The sequence below is a fragment of the Bradyrhizobium sp. CCBAU 53340 genome, from assembly GCF_015291645.1.
Taxonomy (GTDB): domain Bacteria; phylum Pseudomonadota; class Alphaproteobacteria; order Rhizobiales; family Xanthobacteraceae; genus Bradyrhizobium.
In genome coordinates, this window is the sequence record NZ_CP030055.1 from 4,767,294 (window position 1) to 4,789,921 (window position 22,628).

The 22,628-nt window shown below is 63.7% G+C and carries 22 protein-coding genes; 6 read left to right on the plus strand and 16 right to left on the minus strand.

The features are described 5' to 3' along the window. Positions 1-46: 46 nt before the first annotated feature. Both XH89_RS22795 and XH89_RS22800 read right to left on the minus strand, forming a co-directional pair. A complete protein-coding gene (locus tag XH89_RS22795) occupies positions 47-1,606 on the minus strand; it encodes an acyl-CoA carboxylase subunit beta (RefSeq protein WP_194462661.1) in 1,560 nt (519 codons plus the stop codon). Continuing rightward, on the minus strand, positions 1,536-2,510 hold the full coding sequence (locus tag XH89_RS22800) for an IclR family transcriptional regulator (protein WP_194462662.1): 975 nt from the start codon (positions 2,508-2,510) through the stop codon (positions 1,536-1,538). Before XH89_RS22800 ends, XH89_RS22795 begins: the two co-directional genes overlap by 71 nt. 95 nt (positions 2,511-2,605) lie before the next feature. Between XH89_RS22800 and XH89_RS22805 the strand changes: the two genes are divergently transcribed. Both XH89_RS22805 and glsA read left to right on the plus strand, forming a co-directional pair. Further along, a complete protein-coding gene (locus XH89_RS22805; RefSeq protein WP_194462663.1) occupies positions 2,606-2,827 on the plus strand; it encodes a biotin/lipoyl-containing protein in 222 nt (73 codons plus the stop codon). Positions 2,828-2,978: 151 nt separating this feature from the next. After that, positions 2,979-4,826 (plus strand): glutaminase A, encoded by a 1,848-nt coding sequence (glsA, locus tag XH89_RS22810; RefSeq protein ID WP_194462664.1) that lies wholly within the window; start codon positions 2,979-2,981, stop codon positions 4,824-4,826. Between the two features lie 7 nt (positions 4,827-4,833). Here glsA and XH89_RS22815 read toward each other — a convergent pair whose 3' ends face one another. From XH89_RS22815 to XH89_RS22880, 14 genes are all read right to left on the minus strand, one after another. Continuing rightward, positions 4,834-5,136, minus strand: a complete 303-nt coding sequence (locus XH89_RS22815; protein ID WP_194462665.1) for a nucleoside triphosphate pyrophosphohydrolase family protein — start codon at positions 5,134-5,136, stop codon at positions 4,834-4,836. Between the two features lie 26 nt (positions 5,137-5,162). Then, positions 5,163-5,690, minus strand: a complete 528-nt coding sequence (locus XH89_RS22820; RefSeq protein WP_194462666.1) for a carboxymuconolactone decarboxylase family protein — start codon at positions 5,688-5,690, stop codon at positions 5,163-5,165. Between the two features lie 592 nt (positions 5,691-6,282). Then, positions 6,283-6,642 carry a Zn-ribbon domain-containing OB-fold protein gene (locus XH89_RS22825; RefSeq protein ID WP_194462667.1) on the minus strand — a complete coding sequence of 120 codons (360 nt, stop codon included), beginning with the start codon at positions 6,640-6,642 and terminating at the stop codon, positions 6,283-6,285. Beyond that, complete coding sequence (locus tag XH89_RS22830) at positions 6,639-7,775, minus strand: thiolase family protein (RefSeq protein ID WP_194462668.1); 1,137 nt, start codon at positions 7,773-7,775, stop codon at positions 6,639-6,641. The genes XH89_RS22825 and XH89_RS22830 overlap by 4 nt, the downstream gene beginning before the upstream one ends. An 8-nt stretch (positions 7,776-7,783) precedes the next feature. Then, complete coding sequence (locus tag XH89_RS22835) at positions 7,784-8,983, minus strand: CaiB/BaiF CoA-transferase family protein (RefSeq protein WP_194462669.1); 1,200 nt, start codon at positions 8,981-8,983, stop codon at positions 7,784-7,786. A gap of 120 nt (positions 8,984-9,103) precedes the next feature. Further along, on the minus strand, positions 9,104-9,310 hold the full coding sequence (locus tag XH89_RS22840; RefSeq protein WP_188101440.1) for a hypothetical protein: 207 nt from the start codon (positions 9,308-9,310) through the stop codon (positions 9,104-9,106). Between the two features lie 116 nt (positions 9,311-9,426). Then, entirely contained in the window at positions 9,427-10,596 is a 1,170-nt protein-coding gene (locus XH89_RS22845; protein ID WP_194462670.1) for an acetyl-CoA acetyltransferase, read from the minus strand. Between the two features lie 59 nt (positions 10,597-10,655). Continuing rightward, positions 10,656-11,306: a bifunctional 4-hydroxy-2-oxoglutarate aldolase/2-dehydro-3-deoxy-phosphogluconate aldolase gene (eda, locus tag XH89_RS22850; protein WP_194462671.1), complete on the minus strand. Its 651-nt coding sequence runs from the start codon at positions 11,304-11,306 to the stop codon at positions 10,656-10,658. Positions 11,307-11,332: 26 nt separating this feature from the next. Then, positions 11,333-12,301 (minus strand): sugar kinase, encoded by a 969-nt coding sequence (locus XH89_RS22855; RefSeq protein WP_194468582.1) that lies wholly within the window; start codon positions 12,299-12,301, stop codon positions 11,333-11,335. Positions 12,302-12,330: 29 nt separating this feature from the next. Beyond that, positions 12,331-13,317, minus strand: a complete 987-nt coding sequence (gene denD / locus XH89_RS22860; protein ID WP_194462672.1) for a D-erythronate dehydrogenase — start codon at positions 13,315-13,317, stop codon at positions 12,331-12,333. A gap of 74 nt (positions 13,318-13,391) precedes the next feature. Beyond that, on the minus strand, positions 13,392-14,267 hold the full coding sequence (locus tag XH89_RS22865) for a carbohydrate ABC transporter permease (protein ID WP_194462673.1): 876 nt from the start codon (positions 14,265-14,267) through the stop codon (positions 13,392-13,394). A gap of 2 nt (positions 14,268-14,269) precedes the next feature. Further along, positions 14,270-15,217, minus strand: a complete 948-nt coding sequence (locus tag XH89_RS22870; RefSeq protein ID WP_194462674.1) for a carbohydrate ABC transporter permease — start codon at positions 15,215-15,217, stop codon at positions 14,270-14,272. Between the two features lie 66 nt (positions 15,218-15,283). Beyond that, entirely contained in the window at positions 15,284-16,597 is a 1,314-nt protein-coding gene (locus XH89_RS22875; protein ID WP_194462675.1) for an ABC transporter substrate-binding protein, read from the minus strand. 46 nt (positions 16,598-16,643) lie between these two features. Next, the gene (locus tag XH89_RS22880; protein ID WP_194462676.1) at positions 16,644-17,705 is read right to left on the minus strand and encodes an ABC transporter ATP-binding protein; all 1,062 of its coding nucleotides are present in this window, start codon (positions 17,703-17,705) and stop codon (positions 16,644-16,646) included. A 204-nt stretch (positions 17,706-17,909) separates the two neighbouring features. On the opposite strand from XH89_RS22880, the gene XH89_RS22885 reads away from it, so the two are divergent. The 4 genes from XH89_RS22885 to XH89_RS22900 all read left to right on the plus strand — a co-directional run bounded on the left by XH89_RS22885 (position 17,910) and on the right by XH89_RS22900 (position 22,627). After that, positions 17,910-19,007: a LacI family DNA-binding transcriptional regulator gene (locus XH89_RS22885; protein ID WP_194462677.1), complete on the plus strand. Its 1,098-nt coding sequence runs from the start codon at positions 17,910-17,912 to the stop codon at positions 19,005-19,007. Positions 19,008-19,134: 127 nt separating this feature from the next. Further along, positions 19,135-20,964, plus strand: coding sequence for an IlvD/Edd family dehydratase (locus tag XH89_RS22890; RefSeq protein ID WP_194462678.1), 1,830 nt, complete (start codon positions 19,135-19,137; stop codon positions 20,962-20,964). A 167-nt stretch (positions 20,965-21,131) separates the two neighbouring features. After that, positions 21,132-21,863, plus strand: a complete 732-nt coding sequence (locus XH89_RS22895; RefSeq protein ID WP_194462679.1) for an SDR family oxidoreductase — start codon at positions 21,132-21,134, stop codon at positions 21,861-21,863. Between the two features lie 17 nt (positions 21,864-21,880). Beyond that, complete coding sequence (locus XH89_RS22900; RefSeq protein WP_194462680.1) at positions 21,881-22,627, plus strand: SDR family NAD(P)-dependent oxidoreductase; 747 nt, start codon at positions 21,881-21,883, stop codon at positions 22,625-22,627. The last annotated feature ends 1 nt before the right edge of the window (position 22,628 follow it).

Here is a 22,628-nt window from a genome sequence, read left to right on the forward strand (position 1 = left end):
CAGAAAAAGGTGCGCGATTAACCTGAGTTAACTTCACAGCTCCGCCTCACGGCCGGATCGTCATGTTCTCCGGCGGCCCCGCTTTCCGCAGCGGCTCGGCGAGACGCGCGAACTCGCAGAGCAGCGAGCGCGTCTTGCGGGGATCGATGATCTCCTCGACCCAGAATTTTTCGGCCGAGCGGAACGGCGAACGCAGCTTGTTGAGACGCTCCTCGATCTCTTTCAGCTTCGCCGCCTTGTCTTCGGCCGCATCGATGTCAGCGCGGTAGGCGGCCTCGATGCCGCCCTCGAGCGGCAGCGAGCCCCAATAGGCCGACGGCCAGGCGTAGCGGATCGAGAAGCGGTCGGCGGGCTGGTGCACGACGCCGGCCACACCAAAAGCGTTGCGCAGGATCACGGTGCACCAGGGCACGGTGGTCTGGTTGACCGCGGCCATGGCGCGGACGCCGTGGCGGATGGTGGCCGCCTTCTCGGCATCGAGGCCGATCATGAAGCCCGGGCAATCCATGAGATAGACGATCGGCAGATGGAAGGTCTCGGCGAAGTCGACCCAGCGCACCACCTTCTGGCAGGCATCCGCCGTCCAGGAGCCGCCATAGTGGAAGCTGTCGCTGGCGAGCAGCATCACCGCCCTGCCCTCGAGCCGCGCGAGGCCGACGATGATGGGCTTGCCAAAATTGCTGGCGACCTCGAAGAACGAGCCCTTGTCGACGACAGACTCGATGATCGGCCTGACCTTGTAGACCTGCTTGCGGTTGCGCGGCACCGCTTTCATCAGCGCTTCTTCCGTGCGCTCCGGATTGTCGATGCAAGGCAGGGTCGGCGGCAGCTCGTAGACCGACGGCGGCAGGTACGAAAGAAAGCGCCGCGCATAGGCGAACGCCTCTTCCTCCGTGTCGACGGCATGGTCCACCGCGCCGGCGCGGGTCTGAATATCAGCGCCGCCGAGTTCTTCCTTCGAGAGATTCTGGCCCAGCGCCTTCACCACAGGTGGCCCCGCAACGAACATCGCGGATTTCCGCGTCATGATCGAATAGTGGCTGGCGGCAAGACGCGCGGCCCCTAAGCCCGCAACCGAGCCGAGGCCAAGCGCGATCACCGGCACGCGCGAGAGGTTCTCCGTCGTGAAGCGATACCAGCGCGTGCCGCCGATGCCGCCAGGCAGGTTCGCCGCTCCCTTGGTCTCGATGGTCTTGACCGAGCCGCCCCCGCCGGAGCCTTCGATGATGCGGATGATGGGCAGACGGAAGTCGTGCGCCATCTCCTCCGCCATCAAAGGCTTTGCCGAGATCGACGCATCCGCCGAGCCGCCGCGCACGGTGAAATCGTCGCCGACGACGACCACGGTGCGGCCGTCGACCCGTGCGCGGCCGAACACGCAGTTCGCCGGCGTCACAGTCTTCAGCTCGCCTTTGGGATCGTACTCACCGATGCCGGAGACGGCACCGATCTCGTGGAAGCTACCCTTGTCGATCAGTCTGTCGATGCGTTCCCGAACAGTCAGCCGGCCCTGGTCATGCTGTCGCTTGACCTTGTCAACGCCGCCCATCTCCCGCGCGAAGGCTTCGCGCCGGGCGAGCTCGTCGAGTTCCGGCTTCCAGTTCATTCACTCCCTCCGAATGGATCGGCTTGTTATTGTTGTGCACGGCCATTGCGACCGGTTTGCGCGAGATGCGATTGTTGAACGCGTCGCCTTCCGCGCCCTCCATCAGGCTGCCGAGCGAACGGCCGAGATCGAGCATCAGCGGGGCGACCTCCGCATGCAGACGCTGCTCGTCATACATCGCCGAGAGCAAACCGATCGTGACGACCACGAAGGTCTGATACTGCGGCGACCAGATCGGCACCGCCAGGCCATTGATGTGCGGGCTCCACAGGCCGCAAGCCGTGACATAGCCGCGCTCGCGCAGCGACTGCCTGTTGGCCTCGATGCGCGGCCGCAGGATCTTTGCAGCCTCTGGCGCTTCACGCTCCATGTCGTTGATGAAGGCATCGCCGACCGCGGGCGCCAGCGCCGCGGTGTAGGCCGCGCCCGCCGCGGTCGAGGCCATCGAGATGCGACTTCCGGTGCCCTCGTGCAGACCGAGCGCCGAAGGCGAGCGCGCGAACTGAAGATAGACCAGATGGAAACGGTCGGGCACAACGAAGCCGACAGTGCCCGGGAGCTGCTCGGCGACTTCCTGAAGCCGCTGGCGGATCATGCTGCGCAGCTGCGCGCCCTTCATCATCGATGCGCTCATCGCCACCGCGCTCGGGCCGATGCGATATTTCTGATCGCGCGGCAGATAGACCAGCTGGCCCATGCGCGTCAGCGTGTGCGTGAGCCGCGACACTGTCGAACGCGGCAGGCCGCAGCGATTTGAAATCTCGAGATTGCCGAGCCTCGCCTCGTGGCCCTCGAAGCATCGCAACACGTCGAACGCGCGCGACACCACCTGGATGACATCTCCCTCACCGGCATCGCCAGCGAGCGCACCTTGCCTGCTTAACCGCTCCGAACGTCGTCCCATGATCCCTACCGTTTGTTCCGCTCTGCGGAATTAAATTCCACTTTGTGAACGACGCTACCTCAGGCATTTTGCGACGACAACAAAAAGGCGATGGCATGCCAGAAATTAAGATCGTGACGGAGGTCGCGGGCCGCATCTGCGCAACACCCGTGCAAGTTGGAGGAACCGTCACCGATGGCGACGACGTTGTGGTCGTCGAAGCCATGAAGATGGAGATACCGGTAGCCTCGCCTGCATCAGGCACGCTGAAATCACTGCTCGTGAAGATCGATGACCTCGTCACCGAAGGCCAGGCGATCGCCGTTGTCGCGAGCTGAGCACGCGGCATCAGAGGTTTCTCATCCGCGACATCGTGAACCATCAACATGCGTTGGCGCGTCGCGTCTTGCGTTCGGACGCCGCGCCAGGCGCGTCCTCGCGCGCACCTGACGGGTTGCGCATATGCTGATTGCGTTGCACAAGAGAGCGATGATAGCGCAACCGTCGCATGCCTCCGCCTGGACCCGCTCGAAGCCGCCGCTGCTGCGGTTTCTCGACACATGCCTCAATGAATTCTCCGCGGAGACCTCCGGCCATGTTGCGGACTATATTCCCGAACTGAGCAAAGCCGACCCTGCCTATTTTGGCATCAGCCTCGCGACGCTCGACGGCCACGTCTATGAGGTCGGCGACTCAAGGGTGCCTTTCACCATCCAGTCGATGTCAAAGCCGTTCGTGTTCGCGCTGGCGCTGGATCTGCTCGGCGCTGGCAAGGTCGAGGGTGCGATCGGTGTCGAACCCTCTGGCGATCCCTTCAACTCGATCCGGCTCAATGCGGAGAACCATCCGTTCAATCCGATGGTGAATGCAGGCGCGATCGCCTGCACAGGGTTGATCTTCGACAGCAAGGGACCTGAGGCTTTCGAGCAGATCCGGCTTGCGCTCAGCCGTTTTGCCGGACGCGACCTCGCCGTCGACGAAGCCGTCTACACCTCCGAAAGCCAGACCGGCGACCGCAACCGCGCCATCGGCTATCTGCTCAAGACCAATGCGGTGATCTCGGACAATGTCGCAGGCGTCCTCGACGTTTATTTCCGGCAATGCGCGGTGCTGGTCACCGCGCGCGACATCGCGGTGATGGCGGCCACGCTTGCAAACCGCGGCGTCAATCCGGTGACCGGCGAACAGGTGCTGACGCCGTACGCAATCTCGCGCACGCTATCGGTGATGACGTCGTCGGGCATGTACGATTATGCCGGCGAATGGATCTATCGTATCGGTATCCCCGCCAAAAGCGGGGTCGGCGGCGGCATTTTGGCCGCCCTTCCCGCCCGTCTCGGGCTTGGCAGCTATTCGCCGAAACTCGATAAGCACGGCAACAGCGTGCGCGGGATCAGGGTCTGCGAGGCGCTGTCCTCGCACTACGATTTGCACATGCTCAACCGCAGCGACGACGCGCGTAACGCGGTCATCGCCGACTACGACATCGGCAAGAGCCCGTCACGCCGCGTCCGCCGCCAGCAGGAGCGCGACATCCTCGCCGCGCACGACGAGGCGGTAAGGATCATCGAGCTGGTGGGCGTGCTGTCGCTGTCGGCCGTCGACTATGTGACGCGCAGGCTCGCGGGGCAAACGCGGCCGCAAATCGTCGTGTTCGACCTGCACCGCGTCACCTCCACCACGCGCGCCGGCGCACGGCTGATCGCCGAAGCCTTCGAGGAGCTCGCTGCGCTCAACGTCACCGTGGTTCTGTCAGGCGTCAGGCGCGCCTCGAAGGAATGGGACAGCTTGCGCGAATGGACGGCCGAACTGAAGAACGTCCGCGACTTCTATCTGCTCGACACCGCGATCGAATGGGCGGAAGACCAGATCGTCTACCGCTATGGCGGCTCGATCGACTTTCACGAGACCACCGAGCTGTCCGAGCAGCCGCTGCTCGACGGACTCAGCGCCGACGAGCTGACGGATCTGGCCTCGCTCTGCATTGTCAGGACGTATCAGTCCGGCGCAAAGATCGTCACCACAGGCGATCCGGCGGACGCTTTGTTCTTCCTGCGCAGCGGCGCGGTGCATGTGACCCTGCCCGATGGCGTCAGGCTGGCCACGCTGACCGCCGGCATGGCCTTTGGCGAGATGGCGCTGATCGAGACCACCCGCACCGCCGACGTGTTCGCGGACATGGCGGCGACGGCGTTCGAGGTGCCGCTGAAGGATTTCGAACGCTTCCGCCGGCAACACCCGCGGGCGAGCGAGCGCATCATGCGCAATCTGGCTCAGCTGTTGGCCGATCGCCTGATCGTCGCCAACACCAAGGTCGATATCCTGACGTCGACCTGAGCTGCGCTTACCGGCTTGCCGCCTCGCTGATCCGACGCTTGATCTTGGCGGCGCTGGCCTTGAGCAATTCGGATGGCTGTTGACCGGTGGCCGCGCACAGGCAGGCCCAATAGTAGATGACGTCGCCGAGCTCTTCGACCAGACCCGCCTTGTCGAGCCAGTCGTCGCGGAGCAGCTTCTTGATGTGCTCGGCAACCTCGCCCGCTTCGCCGGCAAGGCCGAGCCCGAGATAGGACAGCCGCTCGTTGGAGGGATGTTCGTCGACTTTCGCAACGCTGGCGGCCCAGGCCGCATATTCATCGATCGTCATGACCATCCCTCGCTGACCGAGCCTGATCAGCCCACCACTTCGGTGACGGGCTGGAGGTCGATCTCGAATGTCTCCAAGAACTTTGACGTCATGATGTAGAAGCCGACCGAGAGCTGCAGCTCGACGAGTGCGGCAGGCGCCAGCTTCGCGGCGATGGCCTTGAAGGTTGCATCCGTCGGCTTCTTCAGCTTCACGATCTCGTCGGTGAAGGCCAGCGCGGCCCGCTGGGTCTCGTCGAAACAGGTCGCCGCCTGCCAGTTCTCCAGCGCCTCGTTCTGCGCGTCGGTGACGCCGACATTCTTGCCGATGCGCTTGTGCGCGATGATCTCATATGGCGCCTCGCACAGAATGCCGGTGCGCGTGATCGCGAGCTCGCGCACGACCGGATCGAGCTCGCCCTTGTGCCTGATAGCGCCACCGAGCCGGCAGTACTGCTCAAAATAGCTCGGCGAGTGCGCCATCATGCGGAAGATGTTGGCGTTTCGGTTCTTGTCGAGGATTTCGCGGGTGCGGTCGGACGCCTTGGACGGATCGCTGTAGTCGATACGGGCCATGATTTGCCTTGAGTTTTTCCTGAAGCTTTTGATGCTTATTGTCGTTGTCGCGCTAAGTTCCCTCAAACTCTAATTGCGGGCGGACGCAGGAGCAACATCATCGAGTCAAATTGCCGCCGCATTGCTGATCGACCTTGGCGCAGTCGATATTCGCCGCGTGGGGACACATGGCGGTGAATACTCGAAGTGGGGTGTTCCGAGTAAAAACAATTGGCCGTCTGCGCGCTTACCACGCAACGATGAGTCACGCCCAAGTCTAGGGAGAAAACGGCATGAAGGAAGCCACCAAGGGGGCGGCCTCGGGAGCGCTCGCGCATATGCTGGCGGTGACGGCGATGCTCGTCATCGCCAGCATCTTGTTCTACGGGCGTTGAGTTAGGGCTTCACAGTTTTCGTCGTTCCGGGGTGGCCCTCGCACAGGCCAGGCCCAGAATACCCGTTCCAGGCTCGGTCCTTTGACCGCCCCCGAATGACGAAATCCCTCTCTATGGCTGCCGTAGCCCGGATGAAGCGCAGCGCAATCCGGGAAAATCCATCCGCAAGGTAAGAATCCCCGGATTTCGCTGCGCTCCATCCGGGCTACAAGCAACCGCTATTTTCCTTTGGCAAAGAACGGCACGAGCTTCCCGGCAAACGGCCTGAAGCTCGCCGTGACGGCATCCCCGATGGCCAGATCATTCTCGCCGTGCGCCATCATGCGAAAGCCCTCGGCGCAATCCACCAGCAGGATGTTGTAGGGCACGTGGGCGCGCGTCTCGGGCGTGGCGGCGCGGCAGACCAGCGAGGTCGCATAAACCCTGCCCTTGCCGCTGGCATACGCCTCGCGCGGATCGGCGGCCCCGCAAGCCGCACAGAACGCGCGGTGGAAATACTGCACGTGGCCGCATGAAGCGCAGGTCTGGTACATGATCGCTTGCTCGCCTTTGGTCCAGTCCGCTAGACGCCCGCTCATCGCACCCGCTCCAGAAACATGCTGACATGGGACGACAGTACGCCACCGTCGCCATGCAGGAGCGCGATGGATGCATCGCGCACCTGGCGGCCAGCCGCCCGCCCCGTCATCTGCAAATGCGCCTCGACCAGATGCGCCATGGCGCCGCCGACGCCGCAATGGCCGTAGCTGAGTAGGCCACCGTGGGTGTTCAGCGGCATCGCGCCATCGCGTCCGAAATGGCCACCGCGCACGCGCGCGGCCGCCTCGCCGCGGCCGGCAAGGCCGAGGTCTTCCAGCAGCATGGCCAGAGTGATGGTAAAACTGTCGTAGATCGCGGCGTAGCGCACGTCTGAGATCGCAAGCCCCGTGGCCTCCTTGGCACGCGCGATGGAGATCTCGGCACCCAGCTCGCTGAGGCCAGGCGCTGCCGTGACGTGTTGATGCGTATGCGCCTGGGCGCAGCCGCGAATGCGCACGCCGGCCTCGCCGGTCCGCTCGCGGCTGATAACGAAGGCCGCCCCGCCATCGGACACCGGGCAGCAATCCAGCAGCTTGAGCGGCATCGCCACCGGCTTCGAAGCCATGACATCGGTAACCGTGATCGGATCGTGGAATTGCGCGCCGGGATGCGTACAGGCATGCGCGCGCATCAGCACGGCGAATTCGGCGAGGTCTTCTTCGGTCACACCGTATTCGTGCATATAGCGGGAGGCAACGAGGCCGTAATAGGCAGGAATGGTGGGGCCCAGCGGCACCTCGTAATCGGGGTGTCCGACCTGCGCCAGCGCCTGGATCGAGGCATCACGGCTCTGCCCGGTCAGACGATTCTCGCCGGCAACGACGATCACGTTGCGGCAGACGCCGGCGTCAACGAGTTGGTGCGCAAGCATCGTCATCGCGAGGCCCGTCGCGCCACCGACCTGGACGGCGTGCGCGTAAGACGGACGGATACCAAAATGCTCTGCGAACACTGTCGCCAACATGATGTGCGGCGAGACTGTCGAGTAACCGCAGAGGATGCCGTCGATCTCGGCGCGCTTGAGGCCCGCATCGTCGAGCGCGAGTTGGGCTGCCTTGCTCATCAGGTCGAGCGAGGATGAGCCTTCGTGCTTGCCGAAAGGCGTGAGGCCGACACCGGTGATGAAGCTCATGATGCCCCCTACTCCGGCGCCGCGCGCGTGACGCCGTCACGGACCATGGCGGCGATCTCGTCGGCGGAATAGCCGACCTCGCGCAAGATCTCCGCGCCGTGCTCGTTGAGCCGCGGCGCGAGGCGCACCGGTTCGGCCTCGGTCTCCGACCACGTCGCCGTCACCTTCATGCTTCGGATCGGACCTTCGGTCGGGTGGTTCACGACCGGGAAGAAGCCGGTCGCCTCGAGATGCTCGTCGTGCAGGATCGAGGCGAGGTCGTGCATCGGCATCACGGGGACGTCGGCTTTCGTGAGCAAATCGATCCACTCGGCAGTGGTACGCGTCTCGAAGATGCGCGCAAGCTCGGCATAGACGACATCGATATTGGCAGCACGGCCGGCGAAGGTTGCAAACTTCGGATCGGCCCGCAAATCGTCGCGGCTAATTGCCTTGAAGAAATTCTCCCACTGCTTGTCGTTGTAGACGATGACGCTGAGATAGCCGTCCGAGGTCTTGTACGGCCTGCGGTCACGCGAGAGGTGGCGGGCATAGCCGCCCTTGTCGAGCGGCGGCTCATAGGTGAGCCCACCCATGTGGTCGCCCATGACGAAGCCGGCCATGGTCTCGAACATCGGGATGTCGACACGCTGGCCGCGGCCTGTGCGGTCACGGTGCACCAGGCTGGCGCAGATCGCGCCGACGGCGGTGAGGCCGACAATGCGGTCGACCAGCGCGTTTGGGACATAGCGTGGCACGCCATCGCCGGTCTGCGCCATCAAGGCGGGCAGCGCGGTCGCGCCCTGGATCAGATCGTCATAAGCAGGCTTTGCCGCATAAGGCCCGTCCTGACCGAAGCCGAACACGCCGGCATAGACGAGACGCGGGTTGATCTCGGAGACGACATCGTAGCCGAGCTGAAGCCGCGCCATTGCCTGCGGGCGGACGTTGTAGACGAGAACGTCGGCGTCCTTCAGCAGCCGCAGCACGGCCTCGCGCCCCGCCGCCTTTTTCAGGTCGAGGCAGATCGAGCGCTTGCTGCGGTTGGTGTTGAGGAACACCGGGCCCATGCCGGCGTGCCGCATCGGGCCGATCAGGCGGGTGACGTCGCCGTCGAGCGACTCCACCTTGATCACATCGGCCCCGTAGTCGCCGAGCATCTGGGTCGCATAGGGCCCCATCAGCACGGTGGTCATATCGATGACCTTGATGCCCTTCAGCGGCCCCATTCGTTCGCTCCCGATTGCACGGGCTCAATTGAGCCTCGCGATTTCGGTCCAGCTAAGGGCAGCGGCGCCGCGCGCGCAAGGGCGGCCGGCGTATGGCCGCATGCGCAGGCGATGCGGCCGCTATTTCTTCTGGCGGGATTCGCGGATCTTCATTAGCCGCTCGAGCTCGTCGTTCTGCTGGTTGATGCGGTCGGCAATCCGCGACTCGTTCTGCTCGCCGGATGCGGCAGCGGCCTGCTCGATCAGTTGGCGGATATTATCCTCCAGGATCGCGATCCGATCGTTGAGGGCCTCGAGAGAAAGTGAATCTTCGTAGTCAGTGCTCATGATGCATTCCCTGCCAATCAATCAGGAGCATTAAGGCGGGTCGGAACCGACCCACCATGATCTAGCGCAAGTAAAAGGTGGGCACGACGCTTGCGCCTGTGCCCACCCCACAAGACCTATTTCAATGGCTCGAGAACCGAAACGTAGTTGGCGACCGCGGCGCCGCCCATGTTGAAGATGCCGCCCAGCTTGGCGTTCTTCAACTGCATGCCCTCGGGCGCTTGCCCGGCGAGCTGCATCGCGGTCATCACATGCATGGAGACGCCGGTGGCGCCGATCGGGTGGCCCTTGGCCTTCAGGCCGCCGGACGGATTGACCGGCAGCTTGCCGTCCTTGAGCGTCCAGCCTTCCTTGATGGCGCGGGCACCCTGCCCCCTCGGCGTCAGGCCCATCGCTTCGTACTCGATCAGCTCGGCGACGGTGAAGCAGTCATGGGTCTCGACGAAGGACAGATCGGACAGCGTCACGCCCGCCTTTTCCAGTGCGCGCTGCCAGGCGACCGTGCAGCCCTCGAACTGGAGGATGTCGCGCTTGCTCATCGGCAGGAAGTCCTGGGCATGCGCGGTGGCGCGGAAGCCGATCGACTTGGCCATGCCCTTGGCGGTCTCGGCATCGGCCAGCACCAGCGCGGCCGCGCCGTCGGAGACCAGCGAGCAATCCGTGCGCTTCAGGGGACCCGCGACATACGGGTTTTTCTCGCTCTCGGCCCGGCAGAAGTCGAAGCCAAAGTCCTTGCGCATCTGGGCAAAGGGGTTGGCGACGCCGTTCTTGTGGTTCTTGGCCGCGATCAGCGCCAGCGCATCGGACTGGTCGCCGTATTTCTGGAAGTAGGAGCTGGCGATCTTGCCGAACACGCCGGCGAAGCCGCCGACGGTGTCGCCGTCCTCAGGCAGATAGGACGCCTTGAGCAGGTTCTTGCCGATCTCCGGCCCCGGGGTCCGGGTCATCTGCTCGACGCCGACGACCAGCACGATCTTGGCCGCACCTGCGGCGATCGCGCGCAGGCCCTGGCGCACAGCGGCAGAGCCGGTGGCGCAGGCGTTCTCGACGCGGGTCGCCGGCTTGAAGCGCAGCTTCGGATCGGCCTGGAGCACCAGCGAGGCGGTAAAATCCTGCGCCGAGAAGCCGGCATTGAAATGGCCGAGCACGATCTCGTCGACGTCGGAGGCCGAAACGCCGGCATCGGCCATCGCCTCATTGGCGACGCGCGTGACGAGGCTTTCGACGGTTTCGGTGTCGAACTTGCCGAATGGTGTATGCGCCCATCCGACGATGCTGGCGGTCATGGTCTTTTCTCCCTGGGGTCTTTTGCTGACCTAAGTCTTAGCGCAGGGATGGCAAGACTTCACGCAGGTTTAAGGGCCTGGAGGGTGCGCTGGCAGATGGCAGTTATGCCGGCCCAGTTCCCGGCCCTGATCTCCGCTGTCGGGCACAGCCAGGAACCGCCGACCGCCACAACATTGGGCTCGGCAAGCCAGGTTGCCGCATTGGCTTCGCCCACCCCGCCGGTCGGGCAGAACCGCACGTTCGGGAACGGGCCCCCGAGCGAGCGCAGCCCCTTGATGCCGCCGGCCTGCTCGGCCGGGAAGAACTTTGCGACGTCGAAGCCGTAGGACAGGGCCGTCATCAGTTCGGACGCCGTGGCAATGCCCGGTGCAAACGGCAGGGAGCTGTCAGCGGCGACCTTGAGCAGATCGGGGGTCAGGCCCGGGCTGATGCCGAAGGCGACGCCGAGCTTCTCGACACGGGTGAAGTCGGCCGGATTGAGAATGGTACCGATGCCAACGACCGCGCCGGGGACTTCCGCCATCATCGCCCGCGCCGCTTCGATCGCGACAGGGGTGCGCAGGGTCACTTCCAGCGTGCGGACGCCGCCAGCCACCAGGGCTTTTGCCAGCGGCACGGCATCCTGGATCCGCTCGATGGTGAGGACGGGAATGACGGTCGCGGCCTTGAACAGCGCGACGAGGTGGTTCTGTTGGGCAGCAGTGGTCATCTTGGCTTTCGTTTCATTTGGTCGCTCTACTTCGTGGCCTGGCGCGTGGTCGCCGGCCGGTGCCGCTTCTTCGGCGGCATGGCATAGCCCGGAATGATGGCGCCAGGATAGCAGATCACGAGGCTGGCCAATCGATGGCCGGCCTTGGCCGCCTCGACCGGATCGGAACCGCCGAGCCGGGCGGCGATATAGGCCGCGGCAAAGCTGTCGCCGGCCGCGGTGGTGTCAACGACCGGCTTGGTCATGGGTTCAGCGCGGACCTCGCTGGTCCCGCCCGGAAAACGCAGCAGGCTGACGGGCTCGGCAAGCCGGAACACCAGCTCGGGCGTGGGGATGCGCGCCATCAATTGCTCAGGGCTTTCGCCGGGATAGAGCGCGAGCAGATCCTCGGTCGAGGTCAGCACGATGTCGGCCGCCGCAAACGCCGTAGCGAACACTTCGCGCGCGACGTCGCGATCGGGCCAGCCGCGTGCGCGGAAATTGGTGTCGAACACGAAGCGGGTGCCGAGCAGGCGCGCGCGCTTGATCGCCGCGAACAGGCGATCGCGCCCGGCCGCATCGTAGATCGAGAGCGTGATCGCGGAGAGATAGACGATATCGTAGCTCATCAGCGAATTGAGCAGCTCGTCCGTCTCCGGCAGGCTCATCAGCTGCCGCGCCGCCGCGCTGTCGCGCCAGTGGAAGAACTGGCGCTCGCCCTTGGCATCGAGCTGGATCATGTAAAGGCCGGGCAGCCTGCCCGGCAGCCGCACGACACGCCTCGTGCCGATGTTCTCGGCGTTCCAGGCCGCGATCATCTCATCGCTCAAGGCGTCGTCGCCGAGTGCGGTGAGATAGTCGACCTTGACCTCGAGCCGCGACAGATAAACCGCCGTGTTGAGGGTGTCGCCGCCGAAGCCGCGCGAATACAGGCCACCGCCCTGCCCGGCAGACTGGCCGCCCTGAGCCTGCCGAAGCTCGACCATGCATTCACCGATGCAAGCCACGCTCGCCATCGTCATATCCACGCTGTTCATCTGATAGCTCAGGCGACGAAGTTGCCGCCCAGCTCGTCTTCGATGTGAATGCGGATGATATCGTCGAAATTCTTCTCGGCGGTAGTGAAGCCGAGCTCCAGCGATCGCTTGGCGTTGAAGTTGCGCGGCCAGCCACCGACGATGCCGACGATGAAAGGATCGGGCTCGCGCTTGATGCGGGCTGCGACCTTCTCGCCTGCGACGCGTTTCAGGGCTGCAATCTGCTCACCGACGGTTGCCGACAGACCCGGCATGGTCAGATTGCGGCGCGGGCCGACCGCGGCCAGATCCATGGTGCCGGCATGGAGCAGGAAGCCGACGGCCGAGCGCGGCGTAGCGTGCCAGTGGCGGACATCCTCCGACACCGGGAGGATCGCCTCCTTGCCAGCCAGCGGCTCGCGCAGGATGTTGGAGAAGAAGCCCGATGCCGCCTTGTTGGGCAGTCCAGGACGGATACAGATGGTCGGCAGGCGGATGCCGATGCCGTCAAGGAAGCCGCGGCGGGAATAGTCCGCGAGCAGCAATTCGCCGATCGCCTTCTGGGTGCCGTAGCTGAGCAGCGGGGTGTGGAAGAACTCGTCGCCGATCGCATCCGGAAACGGGGCGCCGAACACCGCGATCGAGGACGTAAACACCACGCGCGGCTTGTAGCCGCCGCCGGCCAGACGGATGGCGTCGAGCAGCATCCGCGTGCCGTCGAGATTGATGCGGTAGCCCTTGTCGAAATCGAGCTCGGCCTCGCCAGAGACGATGGCGGCGAGGTGGAAGACCACATCGGGACGGCCGGCGATCAGCTTCTCGGCCGCGCCCGGCACGGCGAAATCGCCTGAAACCGTCTCGACGGGAAAACCGGCCTTCTCCGGCTTCTTGGGCTCGACCACATCGTGCATGGTCAATTTGGTGATGTCGCTCTTGCCGAGGCGGCCGTCGCGCAAGAGACGTTCACACAATTTGCGGCCGACCATGCCGGCAGCGCCCAAAACCAGAATGTGCAAGAGCTCAACTCCTTCTTATTGGCCGGAACGCACCGCTCTTGGTCTGCTGGCGCGTTCTCAGGCAGGCCCCGCGATCATTCCTTCACGGCGCCGGTCATCGCCGACACATAGTACTCTACGAAGAAGGAATAAAGGATAACTACGGGGACCGAGCCGGTCAGGGCCGCCGCCATCAGGGCGCCCCAATGATAGACGTCGCCGTTGACGAGCTCGGTGATGGCGCCGACCGGAATGGTCTTGTTCTCCGAGGAGGAGATGAAGGTCAGCGCGTAGATGAACTCGTTCCAGGACAAGGTGAAGGCGAAGATGCCCGCCGAGATCACCCCCGGCAGCGACAGCGGCAGCGTGATCTTGACCAGGATCTGAAGCCGCGTGGCACCGTCGATCAGCGCGCATTCCTCCAGCTCATAGGGAATGGTGCGGAAATAGCCCATCAAGAGCCAGGTGCAGAACGGGATTAGGAAGGTCGGATAGGTCAGGATCAACGCCAGATTGCCGTCGAACAGACCGAGCTGGAACACGATCGCCGCCAGCGGAATGAACAGGATCGAGGGCGGTACGAGATAGCCGAGGAAGATGGCGAGGCCGACATAGCGCGAGCCCTTGTAGCGCAGCCGCTCGATCGCATAGGCCGCGCAGACGCTGGCGAACAGCGAGATGAAGGTCGAGGACACCGAGACGATCACGGTGTTCCACATCCACAGCGGATAGTCGGTGTCGAAGAACAGCTTCTTGATGTGCTCCAGCGTCGGATGCGCGATCAGGAACGGATTGTACTTCTCGTAGTCGTACATTTCCGCGTCGGGTTTGAACGTCGTCACCGCCATCCAGTAGAACGGAAACAGCAGGAAGAAGATGATCAGGCCAAGCGGAAGGTAAACCCGGAGAAACTTCTTCGGGAAGCTTTCCAAATAGTCCATTCCGACGCTTTGATCGTCCACGGTCGTCATGGTCAGTCCCTCCCGCCCTGCTGCCAGCGCGAGCGCTGAAGTCCGAAGAAGCTGAGCAGGATCGCGGCGACCAGGAACGGGATCATCGCGTTCGAGATCGCCGCACCCTCGCCCAGATTGCCGCCGGTGATGGCGCGCTGGAACGACAGCGTCGCCATCAAATGCGTGGCGTTGATCGGCCCGCCGCGGGTGATGGTGTAGATGAGCTGGAAGTCGGTGAACGTCATCAGCACCGAGAACGTCATCACGACCGCGATAATCGGCGACAGCATCGGCAGCGTGATGTGGCGGAAGCGCTGCATGTTGGTGGCGCCGTCGAGGTTGGCGGCTTCATAGAGCGAGGGCGAGATGGTCTGCAGGCCCGCCAGCAGCGTGATGGCCACGAAGGGCACGCCGCGCCAGATGTTGGCGAGCACGACCGACCAGCGCGCATTCCAGGGATCGCCGAGGAAATCGATGTAGTGGGTCAACAGGCCCGCCTTGATCAGCACCCAGGAGATGATCGAGAACTGGCTGTCATAGATCCACCAGAATGCGATCGCCGACAGCACGGTCGGCACCACGAAGGGCAGCAGCACGATGGCGCGGATCATCGACTTGAACGGCAGCCGCTCGTTGAGCAGCAGGGCCAGATAGAGACCGATCGCGAATTTCACGATGCTTGCGAACACCGTGTAGAAGATGGTGTTGAACACCGACAGCCAGAACACGGAATCCTTGGACAGCGAGACGAAGTTCTGGAAGCCGATGAAACGGCCGACGCCGCCGATCTTGGTGTCGGTCATGCCGAGCCAGAAGCCGAGCGCCAGCGGGTAAGCCAGGAAAAGGACCAGGATGGCGATCGCCGGCACCATGAACATGGCGCCGAGAAAATTCCGGCTTTCGAACGCCCTCGTCCACAGACTGCTGCGCTTGACCTGCGCGGTGACGGGCTCGGCAATGACTGCCATGTCGGACTCCCCTTCGAGAACGACGACGGCGGCGCCCGGCAAACCGGACGCCGCCGCGCGTGCGGATCAGACCTGGTAGTAGCGCTTGGCGCGCTCGGCAGCGCGCTTGGCTGCTTCCTGCGGCGTGGCCGAGCCGGAGGCAGCTTCGGCGAACATGTCGACCACGACGAAGTCGCCCATGACGGCGGCCGAGGCATAGCCGAGATCGCCGGCATATCCGTTGTCCAGACAGCGCTTGAGGCAGTCGCGGTACGGCGTGATCTTGGGATCGGAGGTCCACACCGGATTGTCATTGTAGGCCGGCAGCGGCGGCGAGACGTAGCCGTTGGAGGCAACCTCCCAGGCGTCGTAGTTCTCCTTGTCCATCATGAACTTGATGTATTCCTTGACCGCCTTCGGATACTTCGAGTGCTTGTAGCCGTAGTAGACCAGGATGTTCTGCTGCTCGGTCGGCTTGCCCACGGGACCGATCGGCATCGGCGCATGGTCCATGTCCTTGGCGATCTCCTGCTGCTTGGGATCAGGAGAGGTCTTGCCGACTGTCCAGATCGAGATGCCGTTCAGCGTGAGACTGAGCTCGCCATTGAGGAAGGCCTTGTTGTTGTTCGAGTCGTTCCACGACAGCACGCCCGGAATGAACGTCGCATAGAGCTGCTTGACGTATTCGAGGGCCGCGACCGTCTCGGGAGAATCGAGCACCACTTGGTTCTTCTCATCGACGACCTTGCCGCCGAACGCCCACAGCGCCCACTGGCACCAGCCGTTGGCATCGCCGGTGGCATGACCGAGCGCGAAGCCGGCCGGCGTGTTGTTCTTCTTCAGCGCCTGGCACAGCTTGAGGAAGCCGTCGGTGTCCTTCGGGAATTGCTCGAAGCCCGCAGCCTTCACGTGGCTGATGCGGTAGTTCAGACAGCCGCCGGTCGCGCCTTGCGGAATCGCGATCCAGTTGTTGCCCTTCTTGCCGTACTTCTCCGCGACCGGATACCAACCGCCATACTGGGCCCCGAGATATTGAGCCACGTCGGTGACGTCGATCAGCTTCTCCGGGAATTTGTGGGGATCGTCGAGCGTGCCGATGATCAGGTCGGGACCGGCGCCGACATTGGCGGCGACCGCGGCCTTGGGACGAATGTCCTCCCAGCTCTCGGCCTCGAGCTTCACCTTGATGCCGGTCTTCTCGGAGAACTTCTTGGTCTGCTCGGCGAACTTGTCGAACTCGGCCTGGATGAACTGCTTCCAGCGCAGCACGCGGATGGAGGCGTTCGGCTCCGGCGTGTTGGTCCACTCCGCCGCGCGGACGGGGACGATGCCGGGGCCGGCCAGCAACGCTGCGCCGCCCAAGCCGGCTTTAAGCACACTTCGCCTGTCGAAATCGCTCATCATTCTCTCCCTGATTTTTTAATTGTATTTGGTCGCTCTAAAGTCGCTACAGGCGTTTGCCTGTCGCCTCGTCAAACAAGTGAATCACGTCCGGATCGGGCTTCAGTTTGACCTTATCGCCCGGGTTGAACTGGTGACGTTCGCGGAAGACCGCGACCACCTGCTCACCACCGACCTTCGCAAACACCTGCGTCTCCGAGCCGGTCGGCTCGACCACGACGATCTCGGCGTCGGCGCCGTCGTCGGCAATGGTGAAATGCTCGGGACGGACGCCGTAAACCACGGGCTTGCCGTCGGAGGCGGCCGGCGCGGTCTTGAGCGGCAGCTTGACGCCGTTCGGCCCCTCGAAGGTCGCAACGCCGTTCACGCGCACATGGCCCTTCAGGAAGTTCATGGCGGGCGAGCCGATGAAGCCGGCGACGAACTGGTTGTCCGGCTTGTCATAGAGCTCGAGCGGCGTGCCCATCTGCTCGACGATGCCGTCATGCATCACGACGATCTTGTCGGCCATGGTCATGGCCTCGATCTGGTCGTGGGTGACGTAGACGGTCGTGGTCTTGAGCCGCTGGTGCAGCTCCTTGATCTCGGTGCGCATGGCGACGCGCAGCTTGGCGTCGAGGTTCGAGAGCGGCTCGTCGAACAGGAACACCTGGGGATCGCGCACGATGGCCCGGCCCATGGCGACGCGCTGGCGCTGGCCGCCGGAGAGCTGGCGCGGATAGCGGTCGAGCAGCGGCGACAGTGCGAGGATCTCGGCGGCGCGCTTGACGCGCTTGTTGATCTCGTCGGAGCCGGCATTCCGCAGCTTCAGCGAGAAGCCCATGTTCTCGGCGACCGTCATATGCGGGTAGAGCGCGTAATTCTGGAACACCATCGCAATGTCCCGCTCCTTGGGCTGGACATTGTTGACGACGCGGTCGCCGATCGAGATCGTGCCTGATGTGATGTTCTCGAGACCTGCGAGCATGCGCAGAAGCGTCGACTTGCCGCAGCCGGAGGGGCCAACCAGGACGACGAACTGGCCGTCCTCGATCGGGATCGTCACGCCGTGCAGGACTTCAAAATTGCCGAACGATTTCCGCACGTCGCGGATTTGCACAGACGACATCTAGCTCCCTCCTCCGACTTAGACGACGCAACCGTCGCGCCGCCACCGTCTTGCTTTTCTGGACTTCGCCGACCCGAAGCCTCTCTTAACAGGCAACATTGTCGGCAGTTTGTGCGGGTTTGGCAATTTGTCTTTGGTTAGTCGTTGCTGGTAGCGCTGTCAACGTTCCTTTGTTTGCGGGAGCGACTGTGTTAAGAGCAACAAATGGGTCGAAAGCGCACCAAGTCTGGCAAGATTCGGCTGGCGGAAGTCGCCGAGCTGGCTGGCGTCAGCCCGATTACGGCGTCCCGCTTCTTCCGCAATCCCGAAGCGCTGTCGATCGCCAAGCGGACGCGGGTCGAAAGCGCGGCACGCGAGCTCGGCTATGTGCCGAACCTTGCGGCACGCGCGCTGGCCTCGCAGCGCACCGAGGTGATCGGTGTCTTGATTCCGTCACTGACCAACAACGTGTTCTCCGACGTCCTGCGCGGCATCTATGACGCCTCCGAAGGCAGCCGCTACTCGATCCAGTTGTCCAACACGCGCTACTCCATTCTCCAGGAAGAGAAGCTGCTGCGGCTGTTTCTGGCCCAGAAGCCGGCGGGACTGATCGTCACGGGCATCGACCAGACCGCGGAATCGCGCGCGATGCTGGAGGCCGCCGACTGCCCGATCGTCCAGATCATGGAGATCGGGCCCAATCCGGTCGACATGATGATCGGATTTTCCCATTATGATGCGGCGCGCGCAGCGATTACGCATCTGTTCGATCAAGGTCGCCGCAGGATCGGTTTCGTCGGCGCGCGCATGGATCCGCGGGTGCAGCGCCGGCTCGACGGCTATGTCGCGGCCATGAAGGACGCCGGCCTGTTCGACCAAAGACTGATCGTGACGACGGCAACGCCGACCTCGGTGACCCTCGGTGGCGCGCTGTTCGCCGATCTGATTGCGCGCGAACCCGACATCGACGCGGTGTTCTGCGCCAATGACGACCTCGCGCTCGGCGTTCTCTTCGAGTGCCGGCGCCGCGAGATCGCCGTCCCCGATCAGATCGCGATCGTCGGCTTCAACGACCTCGAATTCATGGCCTCCTCGGTGCCGACGCTGACCAGCGTGCGGACCAACCGCTATGAGATGGGCAGCACGGCTGCCGCGATGCTGATCGAGGCGATCGAAGGCAAGCGTCCCGAACAGCCCGTGCTCGATCTCGGCTTCACGGTGATCGAGCGGCAGAGCTCGCAGACGCAGCGGCCGGCGACCGGCCCGCGCGCGCCGGAATGGTCACCGGCCGTACAAAATGATAGCGTTACCAACGAGCCATGAGTAGTATCGCGATTGTGAGGAAACGTTCGCCAGCAGGCGGGCGGTTGTACCATGCTCGCGCTGCCGGGCAGCGCACCGGCCGATATCCCCGACATCGGACCGTGCGTTTGCATTGAAGGAGAAACCCGTGACAAAAAAACCAACCAATGGGCATGCGCCCGCCGGCAACGGCACGCGCCGCCACCTTCGCTCGCAGGACTGGTTCAACAACCCGCACAATCCGGGCATGACCGCGCTCTATATGGAGCGCTATCTGAATTTCGGCCTGACCCGCGCCGAGCTCCAATCCGGCAAGCCGATCATCGGCATCGCCCAGACCGGCAACGACCTCTCCCCCTGCAACCGCCACCATATCGAACTGGCCCATCGCGTCCGCGAAGGCATCCGCGAGGCCGGCGGCATTGCGATGGAGTTCCCGACCCATCCGATCCAGGAGACTGGCAAGCGTCCGACCGCGGCGCTGGACCGCAACCTCGCCTATCTCGGCCTCGTCGAGGTCCTCTACGGCTACCCGCTCGACGGCGTGGTGCTGACCACCGGCTGCGACAAGACCACGCCGGCCTGCATGATGGCGGCGGCGACCGTCAACCTGCCCGCGATCGTGCTGTCGGGCGGCCCGATGCTCAACGGCTGGCACAATGGCGAGCGCACCGGCTCCGGCACCATCGTCTGGAAGTCGCGCGAGCGCCTCGCCGCCGGCGAGATCGACTATGAGGAGTTCATGGAGATCGTTGCGTCCTCGGCGCCCTCGGTCGGCCATTGCAACACCATGGGCACGGCCTCGACCATGAACGGCCTTGCCGAAGCACTCGGCTTCTCGCTGCCGGGCTGCGCGGCCATCCCCGCCCCCTATCGCGAGCGCGGCCAGATCGCCTACGAGACAGGAAAACGCATCGTCGAGATGGTCTGGGAAGACCTCAAGCCCTCGGACATCCTGACCCGCAAGGCGTTCGAGAACTGCATCGTCATCAATTCGGCGATCGGCGGCTCAACCAACGCGCCGATCCACATCAACGCCCTCGCCCGCCATATTGGTGTCGAGCTGTCGATCGACGACTGGCAGAAATTCGGCCACGACGTGCCGCTCTTGGTCAACATGCAGCCGGCCGGCTTCTATCTCGGCGAGGAATTCCACCGCGCCGGCGGCGTGCCCGCCGTGGTGCGCGAATTGATGAAGCACAAGCGCATCCATGAGGACGCGGTCACGGTCAATGGCCGCGGCATCGGCGAGAACTGCAAGAACGCGGCTCAGCCCGACAACGACGTCATCCGTGCCTACGACAAACCGCTGGTGAAGGACGCCGGCTTCCTGGTGCTGAAGGGCAATCTGTTCGATTCCGCGATCATGAAGACCTCAGTGATCTCCAAGGAGTTTCGCGACCGCTACCTCAGCAATCCGAAAGATCTGAACGCCTTCGAAGGCCGCGCCATCGTGTTCGAGGGGCCGGAGGATTATCACGAGCGGATCGACGATGCTTCGCTCGACATCGACGAGCACTGCGTGCTGTTCATCCGTGGCACCGGCCCGATCGGTTATCCTGGAGGCGCCGAGGTCGTGAACATGCAGCCGCCGGCGGCGCTGATCAAACGTGGCATCCTGTCCCTGCCCTGCATCGGCGACGGCCGCCAGTCCGGCACCTCGGGCTCGCCGTCGATCCTCAACGCCTCGCCGGAAGCTGCCGCCAACGGCGGGCTCGCCGTCCTCAAGACCGGCGACAAGGTTCGCATCGACCTCAATAAGGGCAGCGCCAACATCCTGATCTCGGACGAGGAGCTGAAGAAGCGCCACGCAGACCTCAAGGCCGCCGGCGGCTTCAAGCATCCGCCGAACCAGACGCCATGGCAGGAGATCTATCGCAATACCGTCGGCCAGCAATCGACCGGCGGGTGCATAGAGCTCGCCACGCGCTACCAGAACGTTGCCACCGCGTTTGGCGTGCCGCGGGATAATCACTGACGCCCACACCGTCATTGCGAGCGAAGCGAAGCAATCCAGAGATATCTCCGCGGAGACAGTCTGGATTGCTTCGTCGCATCGGTGCAAAATTGCTCCGCAATTTTGTTACGAGCTTCTCGCAATGACGTGGGGTTAGCATCGGAACGAACATTAGGGAGAACAACACCATGGCCAACCGCCTCAAGGGCAAGCGCGCCGTCATCACGGCTGCAGCGGCAGGCATCGGGCGCGCATGCGCCGTCGCATTCGCGCGTGAGGGCGCAACCGTCATCGCCACCGATATCAACGAGGCCGGCATTGCTGATCTGACCAAGGAAGGCATCGCCGAGGTCGCCAAGCTCGACGTCCGCAACACCGCCGAAGTCAACGCTTTTGCAAAACGCGTCGGCAAGATCGACATCCTGCTCAACGCCGCCGGCTTCGTGCATCACGGCACCATCCTGGAATGCTCGGAAGAGGATTTCGACTTCTCGTTCGACCTCAACGTCAAGTCGATGCACCGGACCATCAAGGCCTTCCTGCCCGACATGATCGCGGGCGGCGGCGGCAGCATCGTCAATATCTCGTCCTGCGCGGCCTTGAGGCCGCCGGCGAACCGCTACGTCTACAGCTCCTCGAAGGCGGCGGTGTCGCTGCTGTCGCGCGCGGTCGCGCTCGACTTCATCACCAAGGGCATCCGCTGCAACTCGATCTGCCCCGGCACCGTCGAGACGCCTTCGATGCTCGACCGCGCCGCCGCGCAGGGACCGCAGGGCAAGGAAATGTTCATTTCCCGCCAGAAGATGGGACGGCTCGGCACCGCCGACGAAATCGCCAATATGGCGGTCTATCTCGGCAGCGACGAGAGCGCCTTCACCACCGGCGTCGATCTCGTCGTCGACGGCGGCTACATGCTCTGACACCCCGGGCACGCCCCATGAACAAGATTGATCTCAACGGCCGCGTCGCTGTCGTCACCGGCGGCGCGCAGGGCTTTGGCCGCGCCATCACCGAGCGCTTCGTCGCCTCCGGCGCCAAAGTCGCGATCTGGGATTTCGATGCCGCACTGGCCGAGAAGACCGCCAAGGAGATTGGCGACCACACCAAAGTCTTCACGGTTGACGTCACTGACACCACCGGCGTCGATCAGGCGCGTGATGCGACGCTCAAAGCCTTCGGCAAGATCGATATCCTCGTCAACAATGCCGGCATTGCCGGCATCAACAAGCCGGTCTGGGAGACCGATCTCGAGGAATGGCGGAAAGTCCTGCGCATCAACCTCGATGGCCCCTTCATCGTCTGCAAGGCGATCGTACCTGTGATGCTCAGGCAGAAATACGGGCGCATCGTGAACATCGCCTCGATCGCCGGCAAGGAAGGCAACCCGAACGCTTCGCACTATTCGGCGTCCAAGGCCGGCCTGATCGCGCTGACGAAGTCGCTCGGCAAGGAGCTCGCCGCCCACGACATTCTCGTCAACGCGGTGACACCAGCCGCGGCCAAGACCGCGATCTTCGACCAGATGACCCAACAGCACATCGATTTCATGCTGTCGAAAATCCCCAAGGCGCGCTTCGTGCAGGTCGAGGAGCTGGCCGCGATGGTGGCCTGGCTTGCGTCCGAGGATTGCGCCTTCTCCACCGGCGCGGTGTTCGATATCTCGGGCGGACGCGCAACCTATTGAG

Bases quoted from the DNA above. Each gene is read 5' to 3' on its own strand.
- XH89_RS22795 (WP_194462661.1), bottom strand. From the start codon at position 1,606: ATGAACTGGAAGCCGGAACTCGACGAGCTCGCCCGGCGCGAAGCCTTC.
- XH89_RS22800 (WP_194462662.1), bottom strand. From the start codon at position 2,510: ATGGGACGACGTTCGGAGCGGTTAAGCAGGCAAGGTGCGCTCGCTGGC.
- XH89_RS22805 (WP_194462663.1), top strand. From the start codon at position 2,606: ATGCCAGAAATTAAGATCGTGACGGAGGTCGCGGGCCGCATCTGCGCA.
- glsA (WP_194462664.1), top strand. From the start codon at position 2,979: ATGATAGCGCAACCGTCGCATGCCTCCGCCTGGACCCGCTCGAAGCCG.
- XH89_RS22815 (WP_194462665.1), bottom strand. From the start codon at position 5,136: ATGACGATCGATGAATATGCGGCCTGGGCCGCCAGCGTTGCGAAAGTC.
- XH89_RS22820 (WP_194462666.1), bottom strand. From the start codon at position 5,690: ATGGCCCGTATCGACTACAGCGATCCGTCCAAGGCGTCCGACCGCACC.
- XH89_RS22825 (WP_194462667.1), bottom strand. From the start codon at position 6,642: ATGAGCGGGCGTCTAGCGGACTGGACCAAAGGCGAGCAAGCGATCATG.
- XH89_RS22830 (WP_194462668.1), bottom strand. From the start codon at position 7,775: ATGAGCTTCATCACCGGTGTCGGCCTCACGCCTTTCGGCAAGCACGAA.
- XH89_RS22835 (WP_194462669.1), bottom strand. From the start codon at position 8,983: ATGGGGCCGCTGAAGGGCATCAAGGTCATCGATATGACCACCGTGCTG.
- XH89_RS22840 (WP_188101440.1), bottom strand. From the start codon at position 9,310: ATGAGCACTGACTACGAAGATTCACTTTCTCTCGAGGCCCTCAACGAT.
- XH89_RS22845 (WP_194462670.1), bottom strand. From the start codon at position 10,596: ATGACCGCCAGCATCGTCGGATGGGCGCATACACCATTCGGCAAGTTC.
- eda (WP_194462671.1), bottom strand. From the start codon at position 11,306: ATGACCACTGCTGCCCAACAGAACCACCTCGTCGCGCTGTTCAAGGCC.
- XH89_RS22855 (WP_194468582.1), bottom strand. From the start codon at position 12,301: ATGGCGAGCGTGGCTTGCATCGGTGAATGCATGGTCGAGCTTCGGCAG.
- XH89_RS22865 (WP_194462673.1), bottom strand. From the start codon at position 14,267: ATGACGACCGTGGACGATCAAAGCGTCGGAATGGACTATTTGGAAAGC.
- XH89_RS22870 (WP_194462674.1), bottom strand. From the start codon at position 15,217: ATGGCAGTCATTGCCGAGCCCGTCACCGCGCAGGTCAAGCGCAGCAGT.
- XH89_RS22875 (WP_194462675.1), bottom strand. From the start codon at position 16,597: ATGAGCGATTTCGACAGGCGAAGTGTGCTTAAAGCCGGCTTGGGCGGC.
- XH89_RS22880 (WP_194462676.1), bottom strand. From the start codon at position 17,705: ATGTCGTCTGTGCAAATCCGCGACGTGCGGAAATCGTTCGGCAATTTT.
- XH89_RS22885 (WP_194462677.1), top strand. From the start codon at position 17,910: ATGGGTCGAAAGCGCACCAAGTCTGGCAAGATTCGGCTGGCGGAAGTC.
- XH89_RS22895 (WP_194462679.1), top strand. From the start codon at position 21,132: ATGGCCAACCGCCTCAAGGGCAAGCGCGCCGTCATCACGGCTGCAGCG.
- XH89_RS22900 (WP_194462680.1), top strand. From the start codon at position 21,881: ATGAACAAGATTGATCTCAACGGCCGCGTCGCTGTCGTCACCGGCGGC.